Origin of the sequence: Nocardia rhizosphaerihabitans, from assembly GCF_014646295.1 — a bacterium.
GTDB classification, from domain to species: domain Bacteria; phylum Actinomycetota; class Actinomycetes; order Mycobacteriales; family Mycobacteriaceae; genus Nocardia; species Nocardia rhizosphaerihabitans.
Map to the genome: position 1 here is coordinate 147,880 of NZ_BMNE01000012.1, position 14,712 is coordinate 162,591.

The 14,712-nt window shown below is 68.9% G+C and carries 11 protein-coding genes; 9 read left to right on the top strand and 2 right to left on the bottom strand.

From position 1 onward, the window contains the following. Positions 1-257 precede the first annotated feature (257 nt). From IEY60_RS36315 to IEY60_RS32990, 3 genes are read left to right on the top strand one after another with little or no spacing between them, the layout of a single operon-like run. Entirely contained in the window at positions 258-2,747 is a 2,490-nt protein-coding gene (locus IEY60_RS36315) for an IniB N-terminal domain-containing protein (RefSeq protein WP_189034449.1), read from the top strand. A 17-nt stretch (positions 2,748-2,764) separates the two neighbouring features. Then, positions 2,765-4,603, top strand: a complete 1,839-nt coding sequence (locus tag IEY60_RS36320; protein WP_189034450.1) for a dynamin family protein — start codon at positions 2,765-2,767, stop codon at positions 4,601-4,603. Beyond that, positions 4,600-6,156, top strand: a complete 1,557-nt coding sequence (locus IEY60_RS32990; protein ID WP_229740334.1) for a dynamin family protein — start codon at positions 4,600-4,602, stop codon at positions 6,154-6,156. Before IEY60_RS36320 ends, IEY60_RS32990 begins: the two co-directional genes overlap by 4 nt. On the opposite strand, the gene IEY60_RS32995 is transcribed toward IEY60_RS32990, so the two are convergent. Further along, complete coding sequence (locus IEY60_RS32995; RefSeq protein ID WP_189034451.1) at positions 6,153-6,455, bottom strand: hypothetical protein; 303 nt, start codon at positions 6,453-6,455, stop codon at positions 6,153-6,155. The genes IEY60_RS32990 and IEY60_RS32995 overlap by 4 nt on opposite strands. A 14-nt stretch (positions 6,456-6,469) precedes the next feature. Beyond that, the gene (locus IEY60_RS33000; protein WP_189034452.1) at positions 6,470-6,937 is read right to left on the bottom strand and encodes a MarR family winged helix-turn-helix transcriptional regulator; all 468 of its coding nucleotides are present in this window, start codon (positions 6,935-6,937) and stop codon (positions 6,470-6,472) included. 84 nt (positions 6,938-7,021) lie between these two features. Between IEY60_RS33000 and IEY60_RS33005 the strand changes: the two genes are divergently transcribed. From IEY60_RS33005 to IEY60_RS33030, 6 genes are all read left to right on the top strand, one after another. Further along, positions 7,022-8,572 carry a DHA2 family efflux MFS transporter permease subunit gene (locus IEY60_RS33005; protein WP_229740335.1) on the top strand — a complete coding sequence of 517 codons (1,551 nt, stop codon included), beginning with the start codon at positions 7,022-7,024 and terminating at the stop codon, positions 8,570-8,572. Between the two features lie 254 nt (positions 8,573-8,826). Beyond that, a complete protein-coding gene (dnaK, locus tag IEY60_RS33010; RefSeq protein ID WP_189034453.1) occupies positions 8,827-10,674 on the top strand; it encodes a molecular chaperone DnaK in 1,848 nt (615 codons plus the stop codon). Next, on the top strand, positions 10,671-11,240 hold the full coding sequence (gene grpE, locus IEY60_RS33015) for a nucleotide exchange factor GrpE (protein ID WP_189034454.1): 570 nt from the start codon (positions 10,671-10,673) through the stop codon (positions 11,238-11,240). Before dnaK ends, grpE begins: the two co-directional genes overlap by 4 nt. A 24-nt stretch (positions 11,241-11,264) precedes the next feature. Continuing rightward, positions 11,265-12,446 (top strand): molecular chaperone DnaJ, encoded by a 1,182-nt coding sequence (gene dnaJ, locus IEY60_RS33020; RefSeq protein WP_189034455.1) that lies wholly within the window; start codon positions 11,265-11,267, stop codon positions 12,444-12,446. Continuing rightward, positions 12,446-12,847 (top strand): heat shock protein transcriptional repressor HspR, encoded by a 402-nt coding sequence (locus IEY60_RS33025; protein WP_189034456.1) that lies wholly within the window; start codon positions 12,446-12,448, stop codon positions 12,845-12,847. Before dnaJ ends, IEY60_RS33025 begins: the two co-directional genes overlap by 1 nt. A gap of 615 nt (positions 12,848-13,462) precedes the next feature. Continuing rightward, a complete protein-coding gene (locus IEY60_RS33030) occupies positions 13,463-14,632 on the top strand; it encodes a globin domain-containing protein (RefSeq protein WP_189034457.1) in 1,170 nt (389 codons plus the stop codon). Positions 14,633-14,712 lie beyond the last annotated feature (80 nt).

Below are 14,712 nucleotides of genomic sequence, written 5' to 3' on the forward strand. Positions count from 1 at the left end.
TAGACGGTGTGGACAACGAGATCGCCAGGGTGGCCGACGTCCCACCCGATCTGTCGGTTGCCGATAGGCCGCTGTTACCTGCGGCGGGGCAGATACGGGGAAATTCCCCTAATCGGCGATGAGCCCCTAATGGATGGGCCCCGAGTGAACTAGGTATTCGCCCCATTACCTGTAACGGCTGGCGGACCTAGCGTGAAAGACATTCCGACGACAACGGATCGGGCACCACCGCCCATGATCTGGAGGAGCTGATCTCGATGACCCCCAACGCGATTCTGGAATTCATCCTGAACCTGCTGCGCGACCCCGACGCGGCGGCGAGCTACTGCGCCAACCCGTGCGCCGCGCTGGCCCAGGCGGGACTCGAGGTGACCCCCGAAGACATCTCCGCCGTCGCCCCCATGGTGGCGGAATCCGCGCTGGTCAGCGGCGGCTCCCAGCTCCAGTCGATCGTCGCCGCAGGCGCCGCGGCAGGCACGAGCGCAGCCCTCGCTTCCACCGCCACCGCGGCCGCCGCCGTCACCGCCGCGGCCGCCACCGACGCCGAACTCGGCATCGGCCTCGACGTAGGCCTCGGCGCCGCCGCCTCGGCAGTCGCCGACGCCGCCGCCCAGGTCGGCGCAGGCCTCGAAGTCGCCCTGGGCGCCGTCACCGGCGCGAACGTCGACGTGGACGTGGCCACCGACCTCGCCGCAGGCCTGAACGGCGCAGTTGGCGCAGGCGTCGACCTCGCTGCAGGCCTGAACGGTGCATTGAATGGCGCGGCGGGCGTGGGCGCCGGTCTCGGCGGCGCCCTGAACGGTGCAGTTGGCGCGGGTGCGGATCTTGCTGCCGGTCTCGGCGGTGCTTTGAATGGTGCGGTTGGGGCAGGTGCGGACCTTGCCGCCGATCTTGGCGGCGCCCTGAATGGCACGGTTGGCGCAGGTGCGGACCTCGCTGCCGGTCTCGGCGGTGCTTTGAACGGTGCGGTTGGGGCAGGTGCGGACCTCGCCGCCGGTCTCGGCGGTGCTTTGAACGGCACGGTTGGGGCAGGTGCGGACCTTGCAGCCGGTCTCGGCGGCGCCCTGAATGGCACGGTTGGCGCGGGCGTCGATCTGGCCACCGGGCTTAACGGCGCGTTGAACGGTGCGGCGGGCGTTGGCGCCGGTCTCGGGGGCGCTGTGGATGGCGCGGTTGGCGCAGGTACCGACCTCACTGCAGGCCTCGGGGGCGCCTTGAACGGCGCGGTGGGCGCTGGCGCCGGCCTGGACGGCGCGTTGTCGGGTGCAGTCGACGCGGGTGGCGATATCACTGCCGGGTTAAGCGGTGCGCTGAACGGTGCCGCTGGTGTCGGTGCCGGTCTCGACGGTGCCTTGGAGGGGGCGGCTGGTGTCGGTGGCGATGTCGCCGCTGGACTGAGCGGTGCTCTTACCGGTACGGCAGGCGCCGGTGTGGACGGTGCGTTGTCGGGTGTGGTCGACGCGGGTAGCGATCTCACTGCCGGATTGGGCGGTGCCTTGACCGGTGCGGCTGGTGTCGGTGCCGGTCTCGACGGTGCCTTGGAGGGAGCAGCCGGTGTCGGTGGGGATGTAGCCGCTGGACTCGGCGGTGCTCTTACCGGTGCGGCGGGCGCTGGGGTGGACGGTGCGCTGACCGGTGCGGTTGGTGCGGGTGGCGATGTCGCGGCTGGGGTCGACGGTCTGGTCGACGGGGCCGCTGGGCTCACCACCGACTTCGGCGCGGACCTGGGGGGTCAGCTGGGTGGCGGCCTGGATGCCGGGTTGAGCGGTGCGGCCGGTGCGGTGGGTGGGCTCGGCGCCGGGGCCACTGCTGGGCTGGGTGCGGCGGCCAATGCCGGGGCCCAGGCTGCCGGCAGTCTTGGTGCTGCCGCGACCACCACGGCGATCACCGGGCTCGACGGTGTGGTCGGAGCGGGCGCGGAAATCGGCACCGGGCTGGAAACCGGCTTCGGTGGTGCCGCGTCGGCGGGTACCGGTCTCATCGGCGGGCTGACCGGTGGCGCGAGCGGCGGGCTTGATACCGGCATCGGCGTCGACGGGCTGATCAGCAGCGGCGGTGCCGCGGAGGCCACCACCGGGCTGGACACAGCACTGTCCTCCACTACAGGTATCGGACTGACCACCGGTCTGCAGGGCGGCCTCGACACCGCCGCGACCCTCGGCACCGGCCTGGCAGGCTCGGTCACCACCGGCGCGCAGGCTGGTCTCGGCGCGGCTGTGGAAACCGGCGCGGGCCTGACCGGTGGCGCGCAGGCGGGTCTTGGTGGTCTCACCGAAACCGGTGTCGGCGTTGCAGGTTCGGTCGCCGGTGGCGCTCAGGCTGGTCTGGGCGGTGCCGTAGACACCGGCGCCGGTTTGGCGGGTTCCGCGGCAGGTGGCGCGCAGGCGGGCACCGGCCTCGAGACCGGTCTCGGCGGATCCGTCGACGCAGGCCTGTCGAGCACGGTGACCGGCGGCACGCAGATCGTCGGCGGCCTCGGCGGCACCGTGGAAGGTGCGGCACAGACCGGCACCACCGCGACCACCGAATTCACCGGGACAACCCAGGCCGACACCTCCGGCACCCTCGACACCACCCAGGGCGCGGTCACCACCGCGGCCGACACCTGGTCCTCGGTCGACGTGTCGAGCGCGTTCGGTTCCGGCCTGCACGGTTCGAGCCTCGGCGGCGAGACATCGCTGTTCGGCGAGTCGAGTACTGTCGCCGAGACCGGTGCCGACGTGCACTCCGACGGACTGTTCCACTGAGCGAAACGGGCGCTGCGATGGGGACTCTCGCACCGAATGCGGTGCCGCTGACGACGGTGTTGGCCGACACCGTCGCAGCGGCCCGTGCCGCAGGCCGCGACGACCTGGTCGGGCGCCTGGAGAAGGTCACCGAGCGGGTGCGCGATCCGCGCCACCGCATCGTCGTCACCGGCCAGCTCGGTCAGGGCAAGAGCCGGTTCGTGAACGCGCTGCTCGGCCTCGACGTGTGCCAGGTCGGCGACGACGTGACCACCGTGCTCCCGCTGCAGCTGTCCTACGGCGCGCAGCAGCGGGCGTATCTGGTGCTCAGCGCGCCCGGCACCGAGGACGAGCGGGTGGAGATCCCGTTCGACGAGATCGGCGTCATCGATGCCCGCAGCCCGCTCGCCCAGGGCAGGCAGATCGTGCGGATAGAGGCCGAGCTGCCCAACCAGCTGCTGGCCGACGGCATCGTCCTGATCGACACCCCCGGTGTCGGCGGCCACGGAAGCGCCTGTGCCGCAGGCGTTCTCGGCCTCGCCGCAGCCGCCGACGCGGTCCTCGTGCTCTCCGACGCCTCCACCGAGCTCACCGAACCCGAGCTCACCTTCGTCCGCCAGATTCGCGAACTCTGCCCCACGGTCGCCGTCCTGCTCACCAAAACCGACCTGTATCCGCACTGGCACCGGGTACTCGAGGCCGACCGATCCCACCTGACCCGCGCCGAAGCCGACGTCGCCCTGATCCCGGTGTCGGCCCTGCTGCGCGCCCACGCCCTGCGCCTGCAAGACGCGCAGCTGGGCCAGGAATCCGGATTCGGCGTGCTGTTCGGCTTCCTCCGAGACCGGGTCGTCGCCCGCGACCAGGCCGTCACACGACAGGCCGTCGCACGCGAATTGCAATCGGCAGCAGAACATTTGGCCCTTGCATTGGGCAGCGAACTGGTCGCACTACGCGACCCCGCACTCGGCTCGGCAGCGGTCGACGAACTCCAGTCCGCCCGCGCCGCCGCCGAAGCACTCCAGCGGCGAACCGCGAGCTGGCAGCAAACCCTCGCCGACGGCATCACCGACCTCGTCGGCGACGTCGACCACGACCTGCGCGACCGCCTGCGCGGCATCGCCCGCACGGGCCAGGAATGGATCGACGAGAACGACCCGGGCAGGCACTGGGGCGCGATCGCCGAATGGCTGTCCGGCAGCGTCGACACCGCACTCGGCGACAACCTCCTGCTGACCCACCGTCGCGCGGAACTGCTGGCCGAACGCATCGCCGACCACTTCGCCGAGGTCGGCGCGGTCGAGCTGCCCGAGGTCCATGCCGGAATGGACGACGAAAGCACCCTCGCCAGCTCGGGCTCCCTGGCCGACCTGGAGCCCGACATCGGTTTCACCAGCAAGGTGCTGGTCGGCATGCGCGGCTCCTACGGCGGCGTGCTGATGATCGGCCTCGCCACGACCTTCGCCGGCCTCGCGATGCTGAACCCGATCTCCCTCGGCGCGGGCCTGATCGTCGGCGGCAAGGCCTACCGCGACGACAAGACCGCACGACTGGCCCGCCGCCGCATCGAAGCCAACGCCGAGGTGCGCCGCTTCCTCGACGACGTCGCGTTCCAGGCGGCCAAGGACACCAAGGATCGCCTGCACCGCATCCACCGCGCCCTGCGCGACCACTTCGCCGGTGTCGCCGAGCGCAGCCTGCGCTCGATCGACGCCTCCCTGCGCGCCGCCCAGGAAGCGGCCGCGATGGCCGCCACCCACCGCGCCGAGCGCACCGTCGTACTCGAACGCCAGCTGAACGCGGTCGCCGAGCTGCGTCGCTACGCGGAAACGATGCAACTCGAACCAGGACGGGCCGACGGTACGGTATCTGGGTGACCCACCGTTTCGACACCGCCGCGCCCGGCGGTCAGGCACCCAGGATCCTGGCCGAGGCGCACGAGCTGGTCGGCGCGGCGGCGCGGGTATTCGGTCGTGACGAGTACGCGCGCACGCTGCTGGCCGACTGCGAATTCCGGCTGCGTGAGCCGCTGCGGGTAGCGCTGGCCGGTTCGATCAAGGCAGGCAAGTCGACGCTGCTGAACGCCCTGGTCGGCCAGGCCGTCGCCCCGACCGACGCCACCGAGTGCACCCGGGTCGTCACCTGGTACCGCGACGCCTCCACCCCCACCGTCACCGCCCACGCCGCCGACGGCGCGAGGGCCAACGTGATCGTCCGGCGCGGCAGCGGCGCGCACGGCCTCACCTTCGACCTGAGCGCCCTGAGCTGGGACGCGTACGGCCCCCGCGAGGTCGACCACCTCGAGGTCGGCTGGCCGTCGGCCGCCCTGGCCCAGACGACGATCATCGACACCCCCGGCACCTCGTCGCTGTCACGCGAGGTCTCGCTCCGCACCGCACGCCTGCTCACCCCCGCCGGCGCCGACGGCAATGCGCGCGGCCGTTCGGCGATCTCGGCACCCGGCGCCGACGCCGTCGTCTACCTGCTGCGCCGACTCGACGCCACCGACGTGAGCTTTCTCGAACAGATCGGCGCCGGCGCCGGTGGCGCGGGCCCACTCGGCGTGATCGGCGTGGTGTCCCGCGCCGACGAGATCGGCGCGGGCCGCATCGACGCGCTGCACTCGGCCCGCGACGTGGCCGCCCGCTTCGCCGGCGAACTGGAGCGAACGGGCTTGTGCCAGGCGGTGATTCCGGTAGCGGGCCTGCTCGCCTTCGCCGCGTCGACCCTGCGGCAACCGGAATTCGCCGCGTTCGAGGCACTGTCCACGGTCCCCGCGGAAGATCTCGGCATCGCCCTGCTCTCGGCAGACCGTTTCGCCCGCGCCGACATCGCCCTGCCGGTCGCCCCCGAACTGCGCGCCCAGCTCGCGGATCGCTTCGGCCTGTTCGGAATCCGCATGGCCACCATGCTGATCCGCCTCGGCGTCCGCGACTCCTCCTCGCTGGCAGCCGAATTGGCCGCCCGCAGCGGCATCGAGGAACTGCGCTCGGTACTGGAGATCCAATTCGGCCAGCGCGCAGAAGAACTGAAGGCGCACTCGGCCCTGAGCACTCTGAACCGCATCCTGTCCGCCTACCCCGGCACCGAAGCCGACCGACTGCTACCCCGCGTCCGCGCCCGCCTCGCCGACGTCCACGGCTTCACCGAACTCCGCCTCCTCGGCCGCCTGCGCACCGACGAACTTCCCCTCCCCCCACCGGTACTCGCCGATCTGCACCGCATCCTCGGCGGCACCGGCGTAGCACCGCACCTTCGCCTCGGCCTCCCCGCCGAAGCCGACCCGAACACCCTGCGCACCGCAGCCTCCACCGCGGTCCGCACCTGGCGAGCCCGAGCCGCCCACCCCCTGGCCGACCAATCCACCGCCACCGCCTGCCGAGCCGCCGCCCGCAGCGCCGAAGGAGTCCTCGCCGAACTCCCCCGCTAACCCCGTAGCGCCGGCACGACCTCGTCGGCGAGGTATTGCTCGACGTCACGCCCAGCCCGCTTGGCTGCTACCGCGGTGGTCCCGCGCTCATCGGCCTTGGCCGTCAACCTCTTTCGCGATTCGGTCTCGACCCCGCCGCCGATGACGAGGAACCGAACCTGCTCGCGGTCGAGGATGTCCAGCGCTTCCTCGTCGAGGGTGGTGCCGAGGATGCGGTAGCCGAGGCCGTCGATGTAGGCGATGGCGGTGTCGACCACGTTCTGGCCGCGGCCGACGACGAGTAGATCAACGGTGTGCACGGTTTCTCCCTTGTCTAGGTGGACGACCCGTCCATCGTCGCGCGCAGTCGCGCGATCAGGGTCTCGAACTGCTCGAGCTGGTCGGTCGAATATTCGGCCAGGATCGCGTCCTGCTCGGCATTGACCGTGTGGAAGAACTCGTCGGCGAGGCGGCGGGCCTGTGCGCTGCACCGCAATGTCACCACCCGCCGGTCGGTGTGCTCGCGGCTGCGGGTGACATATCCCGCCTGTTCCAGCCGGTTGATCAGGGTGGTCATCGCCCCCGAGGTGAGGGTGATCCGCTTGCTGAGCAGCGCGGGGGACAGCGGAGTGCCTGCCGCCTCGGCGGCGGCGATCTCCATCAGGGCGAACGCGTCGGTCGAGTGCACGCCGAGGGTCTCGGCGAACCGGCGGCCCAGTTCGGTGAAGCTCGCGCCGTAGCCGATGAGCCCGGCGGCGAGCCGCTGCCGCTGCATCGCGACATCGCCGGATGTCTTCGCCATGTCGTCCTCTCGTTCGCCGCTCGATTGACAACCTACCGCCTGACATTTAGCTTCATCATAAAGTCACTTGATGATGGAGGTAAATTGCAGACCGAAACCGAGACTCCACCGCTGCGGTTGTGGCTGGGGCTGATCGCCGTCTCGCTCGGCGTCGCGTTGATCGTGGTCGACCTGACGATCGTGAACGTGATCGTCGCGCCGATCGTCGACGACCTCGCGATCACTTCGATTCAGGCGCAATGGATCCAGGAGTCCTACGCGATCGTGTTCGCGGCGCTGCTGCTGCTCACCGGCAGGCTCAGTGACCTCTACGGCGCGCGCAAGCTGTTCCTGATCGGTCTCGTCGTCTTCGGCGTGACCAGCCTGCTCGCCTCACTCGCCCCGAGTGGGGGTCTGCTCATCCTGGCGCGCTTCCTGCAGGGCATCGGCGGGGCGTTGATCCTGCCGACCTCCCTCGCCCTGGTGAACTCCGCATTCACCGGAAAGGCGCGCGGACGGGCCTTCGCGATCTGGGGCTCCACGATCGGCGCGGCCGCGGCGGTCGGCCCGCTGCTCGGCGGCTGGCTCGCCGACTTCTCCTGGCGCTGGGCCTTCGGCATCAACATCCCGATGGTCGTCCTGATCATGGCCGCGGTGCTGTTCTATCTCCCGGTGTCGCCGAGCTCGGCGGGCCGGGTGGATTGGCGAGGCGCCGCGCAGTCGGCACTCGGCCTCGGCCTGCTCGCCTTCGCCCTGATCGAAGGCCGTCACTATGGATGGCTGATCGTTACCGAACCCCTGAGCATCGGTGGATTCGCCTGGCGCAGTGGACCATCGCCGGTGCTCGTCGCGCTGGCCGGCGCGATCCTCACGCTCGGGATGTTCTGGCGCAGGCAGGCGAGGCTCGCGGACGAACACCCCTTGCTCGATGTGCGGCTGTTCTCCATCGACTCGTTCCGCAAAGGCAATGTGGTGACCCTGCTCGTCGGCCTCGGCGAATTCGGCATCATCGCGGTCCTGCCGCTGTGGATGCAGTTCGCCCTCGACTACACCGCCCTGCAAGCGGGCCTTGCCCTGGTCCCCCTCGCGATCGGCAGTTTCGTCGCCAGCGGCGCGAGCTTCTCGATGACGGTCTCGGCGCTGGGCCAAGTCAGGATCGGCTTGCTCCTGGAAGCCGCCGGTCTCGCACTGCTGGGCCTGTTCGCCGCGGCCGACAGTAGCTGGTGGTCGATCGCCGGCGCCCTGTTCGTCTACGGCATCGGCGTCGGCTTCGCCACGGCTCAGGTCACCAATGTCGTGCTCGCCGACGTCCCCGCCGAGAGCGCGGGCCAGGGCTCGGGAATCCAGAGTGCCGCACGCGAACTCGGCTCGGCCCTCGGCATCGCCGTCCTCACCACCGTCTTCTTCAGCACCCTCGGCACCGGCCTGCGCGACCGGCTGACCGACGCGAACCTGTCCGAAGCCGAGGCGCACCAGCTGACGTCGACAGTCACCGACAGCGCCGGATCGGTGATCCCTGCCCTCGCCGAAGACACCGCCGAGCCGGCCCGGGCAGCCATGGCCGCAGGGATAGAGGTGTCGAGCTACCTGTGCGCGGGCCTGCTCGTCCTCGCCTTGGCGACAACCGCCTTCCTCAAACCCGCGCGAAACGCGTGAACGATCCGTCACGATCCCGCATCGGCCGCCGCAGTTGAGCGCAGGCGTGGCAAGAATGACCCGGGGGTCGGAAAGTTTTTTCGGGTGGCGGGAATGAATCGCCGCAGCTACAGGTTGTGCTGATCAACGATGTTGAGTGTAATTGACTCAAGTTCGGGTTGACGCCCGGAGGTCCTGAAAGGCAGGATTGAGCCCACCACACTCAGCGTTGCTGAGACTGTTGCATCGAGTACGTCAAACAGGAGGAAATCACTATGGCTCGTGCGGTCGGAATCGACCTCGGGACCACGAACTCGGTCGTCGCCGTTCTCGAAGGCGGCGAGCCGGTCGTCGTCGCGAACTCGGAAGGCTCGCGCACCACCCCTTCGATCGTCGCGTTCGCGAAGAACGGCGAGGTCCTCGTCGGCCAGCCTGCGAAGAACCAGGCCGTCACCAACGTCGACCGCACCATCCGCTCGGTCAAGCGCCACATCGGCACCGACTGGAACGTCGAGATCGACGGCAAGAAGTACACCCCGCAGGAAATCTCCGCGCGCACGCTGATGAAGCTGAAGCGCGACGCCGAGGCCTACCTCGGTGAGGAGATCACCGACGCGGTCATCACCGTCCCGGCCTACTTCGAAGACGCCCAGCGTCAGGCCACCAAGGAAGCCGGTCAGATCGCCGGCCTGAACGTGCTGCGCATCGTCAACGAGCCCACCGCGGCCGCGCTCGCGTACGGCCTGGACAAGGGCGACAAAGAGCAGACCATCCTGGTCTTCGACCTCGGTGGCGGCACCTTCGACGTCTCGCTGCTGGAAATCGGCGAGGGCGTCGTCGAGGTCCGCGCGACCTCCGGTGACAACCACCTCGGTGGCGACGACTGGGACGAGCGCATCGTCAACTGGCTGGTCGACAAGTTCAAGGCGTCCTCGGGCATCGACCTGACCAAGGACAAGATGGCCATGCAGCGTCTGCGCGAGGCCGCCGAGAAGGCGAAGATCGAGCTGTCGTCGAGCCAGTCGACCTCGATCAACCTGCCCTACATCACCGTCGACGCGGACAAGAACCCGCTGTTCCTCGACGAGCAGCTGACCCGCGCCGAGTTCCAGAAGATCACCTCCGATCTGCTGGATCGCACCCGCGCGCCGTTCCAGTCCGTCATCAAGGACGCCGGCATCAACGTGGCCGACATCGACCACGTCGTGCTCGTCGGTGGCTCCACCCGTATGCCCGCCGTCTCCGACCTGGTCAAGGAACTGACCGGTGGCCGTGAGCCGAACAAGGGCGTGAACCCGGACGAGGTCGTCGCCGTCGGCGCCGCCCTGCAGGCCGGTGTGCTCAAGGGTGAGGTCAAGGACGTCCTGCTGCTCGATGTCACCCCGCTGTCGCTGGGTATCGAGACCAAGGGTGGCGTGATGACCAAGCTCATCGAGCGCAACACCACCATTCCGACCAAGCGCTCGGAGACCTTCACCACGGCCGACGACAACCAGCCGTCGGTGCAGATCCAGGTGTTCCAGGGTGAGCGCGAGATCGCCTCGCACAACAAGCTGCTCGGCTCCTTCGAGCTGACCGGCCTGCCCCCGGCCCCGCGTGGCGTGCCGCAGATCGAGGTCACCTTCGACATCGACGCCAACGGCATCGTGCACGTGACCGCCAAGGACAAGGGCACCGGCAAGGAAAACAAGATCAAGATCCAGGACGGCTCCGGCCTGTCCAAGGAAGAGATCGACCGGATGGTCAAGGACGCCGAGGCGCACGCCGCCGAGGACAAGGCCCGCCGCGAGGAGGCCGAGACCCGCAACCAGGCCGAGTCGCTGGTGCACCAGACCGAGAAGTTCATCAAGGACAACGAGGACAAGGTGCCCGCGGACGTGAAGTCCAAGGTCGAGGCGGCCATCGCCGAGGCCAACACGGCACTCGCCGGTACCGACATCGCCGCGGTGAAGTCCGCCGTGGAGAAGCTGGCCACCGAGTCGCAGGCCCTTGGCCAGGCGCTCTACGAGGCCAGTGCCGCCGAGGGCCAGTCCGGTAACGGCGCAGGCCCGAGCCAGGCCGACGACGACCAGGTCGTCGACGCCGAGGTTGTCGACGAGCCGGTGGACACGGAGAAGAAGTGACCGAGGCCAACTCCGAACAGGAGCTGATCGAAGACATCGTCGAAGACACCGAGACCGACTCCGCCGCCGAGGCGGCGGAGCCCTCCGGTGACGGCGAGGCCGAGGCGCCGGTCAGCGACGAGCTGGCCGAGCGCACCGCCGACCTACAGCGGTTGACCGCGGAATACGCGAACTACCGCCGCCGGGTCGAGCGGGATCGTCAGGCCAACATCGACGCGGCCAAGGCCGCGGTGGTGACCGAGTTGCTCGGTGTGCTCGACGATCTGGACCGCGCCAGGGCGCACGGCGACCTGGAGACCGGCCCGCTCAAGGCCGTCGCCGACAAGCTCGAGACCGCGCTGGCCAAGCAGGGTCTCGTCGAGTTCGGTGCGATCGGTGACCCGTTCGACCCGACGCTGCACGAGGCAGTGCAGCACGAGGGTTCGGGCGCCGATCCGGTCATCGGCGTTGTGATGCGCAAGGGCTATCGGTTCGGCGAACGGGTGCTTCGGCACGCGCTGGTCGGGGTAACCGATGCCGAGGCCGTGGGGGCATCGGATTCGGATGCCGACGGCGACGACCAATAAGGACGCGAGAGGAGGAGACGCCCGGTGAGCCAACGGGAGTGGATCGAAAAGGACTTCTACAAGGAGCTGGGTGTCTCCTCCGGCGCCTCGCAGGACGAGATCAAGAAGGCCTACCGCAAGCTCGCTCGTGACCTGCACCCGGACTCCAACCCGGGTGACACCAAGGCCGAGGAGCGGTTCAAGGCGGTCAGCGAGGCCAATGCCGTGCTGTCGGATCCGGCCAAGCGCAAGGAGTACGACGAGACGCGGCGCCTGTTCGCGGGCGGTGGCGGTCGCGGCTACGGCGGCGGGTTCACACCCGGTGCGGGCGGCGGCTTCTCGCAGGACTTCAACATCGGGGACATCTTCGGTCAAGCCGGTGGCGCGGGCGCCCCCGGCGACGGCGGGCTCGGCGATCTGCTCGGCGGGCTGTTCAACCGGGGTGGCGCGCGCGGCTCCAGCCGTCCGCGCCGTGGCGCCGATGTGGAGACCGAGACGACGCTGGGCTTCCGCGAGGCCGCCCAGGGTGTCACCGTTCCGCTGCGGATGACCAGTCCGTCGCCGTGCACCACGTGTCACGGCAGCGGCGCCAAGCCGGGCACCAGCCCGCGAGTGTGTCCGTACTGCAACGGTTCCGGCGTGGTCAGCCGTAATCAGGGCGCGTTCGGTTTCAGCGAGCCCTGCGACGACTGCCGCGGTACCGGGTCGATCATCGACGACCCGTGCACCGACTGCTCGGGCACCGGCATCCAGAACCGCACCCGCACCATCACCGTGCGTATTCCGCCCGGTGTCAGTGACGGGCAGAAGATCCGGTTGGCCGGGCAGGGCGAAGCGGGCCTGCGTGGGGCGCCCTCTGGCGATCTCTACGTGACCGTGCACGTCAGCCAGGACAAGGTGTTCGGCCGTCAGGGCGACGACCTGACCCTGGTGCTCCCGGTGAGCTACAGCGAATTGGTGCTGGGGACAACTGTTTCCGTGCCGACGCTGGACGGCCGGGTGGGCGTGAAGGTGCCGCCGGGCACCGCCGACGGGCGTATCCTGCGGGTACGCGGTCGCGGTGTGCCCAAGCGCGGCGCGGCGGGCGGCGCCGGTGACCTGCTGGTCACGGTGAAGGTCGCGGTTCCGCAGAACCTGGACTCCGACGCCACCGATGCGCTCAAGCGCTATCAGGAGGCGGAGAAGGCCGGTGGCTTCGATCCGCGTGCAGGATGGGCGGGTGCTTGATGTCCGATAGTCCGAAGTCCGCGTCGGGTGGGACCTCGCGTGCCGAGTTCTTCATGATCTCGGTGGCGGCTCAGCTGGCGGGTATGCACGCGCAGACGTTGCGCACCTATGACCGGCTGGGTTTGGTCACCCCCCAACGCACTTCGGGTGGCGGACGCCGTTACTCGACCCGCGACGTCGAGCTGCTGCGCGAAGTGCAGCGGCTGTCGCAGGACGAGGGTGTCAACCTCGCCGGCATCAAGCGCATCATCGAGCTCACCAATCAGGTCGAGGCGCTGCAGCAGCGCGTCGAGGAGATGAGCGCGGAGCTGGAGCAGTTGCGGGCGGGCTACCGGCCCGACCTGTCGCCGCCCCAGCGCAGCACCGCGCTCGTGGTGTGGCAGCCGCGGCACCGGCGGTAGGGTTCCACGATTCGGCGAGCCCCCGGTTCCCGATCCGCTCCGGCGGACGCGGGCCGGGGGCTCGTTCATGCCCGGTCAATCCCCGGCGATCGGCTGGTGACTATCCAGCAACCCATTTATTCGTGATCTTGGCCGGGGCGTGCGGGCGCGCAGGGCGCTGAGGTGGGCATATATCTCGGGATCATCACGAAAGGTTGCTGGTAGGACGCTGAATTCGGCTCGATCGGCGGCCAATTCCCTCTCGTCGACCAGCCACTCCGACACACCCTCCCCGCGTGTCTTGGCACGGCGCGTCGGATCGGAGGGCACGGGGTTCGTAGCGGAAAGGTCGCTCTACCAGGCACATTGGGTCGCTCTTGTCGCAATTGCCGGGAAGATCGGGGAATCTTGGGGTCATGTTCACCCCTGATTCACGGTCCACTGGTATGTTTTTAGCTGGTATTGATCAGGTACCGCCCGGTTTTTAACGAATTACATGCGTGATGTTTAAGAGTACGATTCCTAAGCTGGCAAACCTCGCCTAGACTTCTCGCATCGGCTGCTGACGAGTGTCCTCCCAGCCCGTCACTCGCCGGCGCGGCTAGCGTTCGATGGCGAAACGAGGTTGTGACACATATGGATTCGCGGACTGTCGCTTTGATCCGTACTACGTTCAAGGCGGTTGCTGCGGAAGACGGTGGGCCCGAGAAGCTAGCCAGATCGTTCTACTCGATCCTGTTCACGGACTATCCCGGTATCCGTGACTACTTCCCGGCGGCCATGGACTCCCAGCGTGAACGGCTCGTCTCGGCGATCGGCTACGCGCTGGACCGGCTGGAAGAGCCGGACAAGCTGCTCCCGTTCCTCGCCCAGCTCGGGCGCGATCACCGTAAGTACGGTGTGCAGCCCGCCCACTACGTCGCGGTGGCCAACTCGCTGAAGGCGGCCATGCGCGAGTTCGCGGGCACCGAGATGTGGACCGACGAGGTCGCCACCGCCTGGGACGAGGGCCTGGCCACCATCAGCGGCGCGATGATCAGCGCCGCCGACAAGGAGACGACGCCCGCCGCGTGGTCGGCGACCGTGGTCGAACGCCGCGAGGTGCTGCGCAATCTGGCCGTCATCCGCGTCCAGCTCGACCAGCCGATGCAGTACGCGGCGGGCCAGTACCTCAGCGTGCAGATACCGGCGCGGCCCCGGATGTGGCGCTACCTCTCCCCGGCCAACCCCGCGAATGCCAACGGCGAGGTCGAGTTCCACGTGCGCAGTGTGCTGGGCGGCTGGGTCAGCCCGGCCATGGTCTCGCACACCGCCGTCGGTGACCAGTGGCTGCTCGGTTCACCGCTCGGCGGCCTCGGCGTGCCGCGCAACACCAAGCGCAAGATGCTGATGGTCGGCTGCGGCACCGGCATCGCGCCGCTGCGCGCCCAGATCATGGCGATGGCCCAGCGCCGGGTCAACCCGAAGGTCCACCTGTTCGTCGGCGGCCACCACCCGTGCGACCTCTACGACCTGCAGGTCCTGAGCCAGCTGGCCATGGCCAACAAGTGGCTCTCGGTCACCCCCGTCACCGAGAGTGACGAGAACCCCTGGTGGTACTACGAGTCCGGCGAACCGCAGGGCGATCTCCCCGGCCTCGAACCGCGGATGACCGGCCAGATCGGCAAGGTCGTCGCCAGCTACGGTTCGTGGGCGGACCGGGATGTGCAGATCGTCGGATCGCCATCGATGGTGCAGACCACCAAGTTCCGGTTGATGGCGGCAGGCACCCAGGCCAAGTCGATCCGCCACGATCCACTGTTCTGAGTCTTCACCCCCGCACCGCGAATCGAACTGTCGGTTTGCTTCGTCCTGTCTAGAGTGGTCTGACGAGGATGATCACAGTG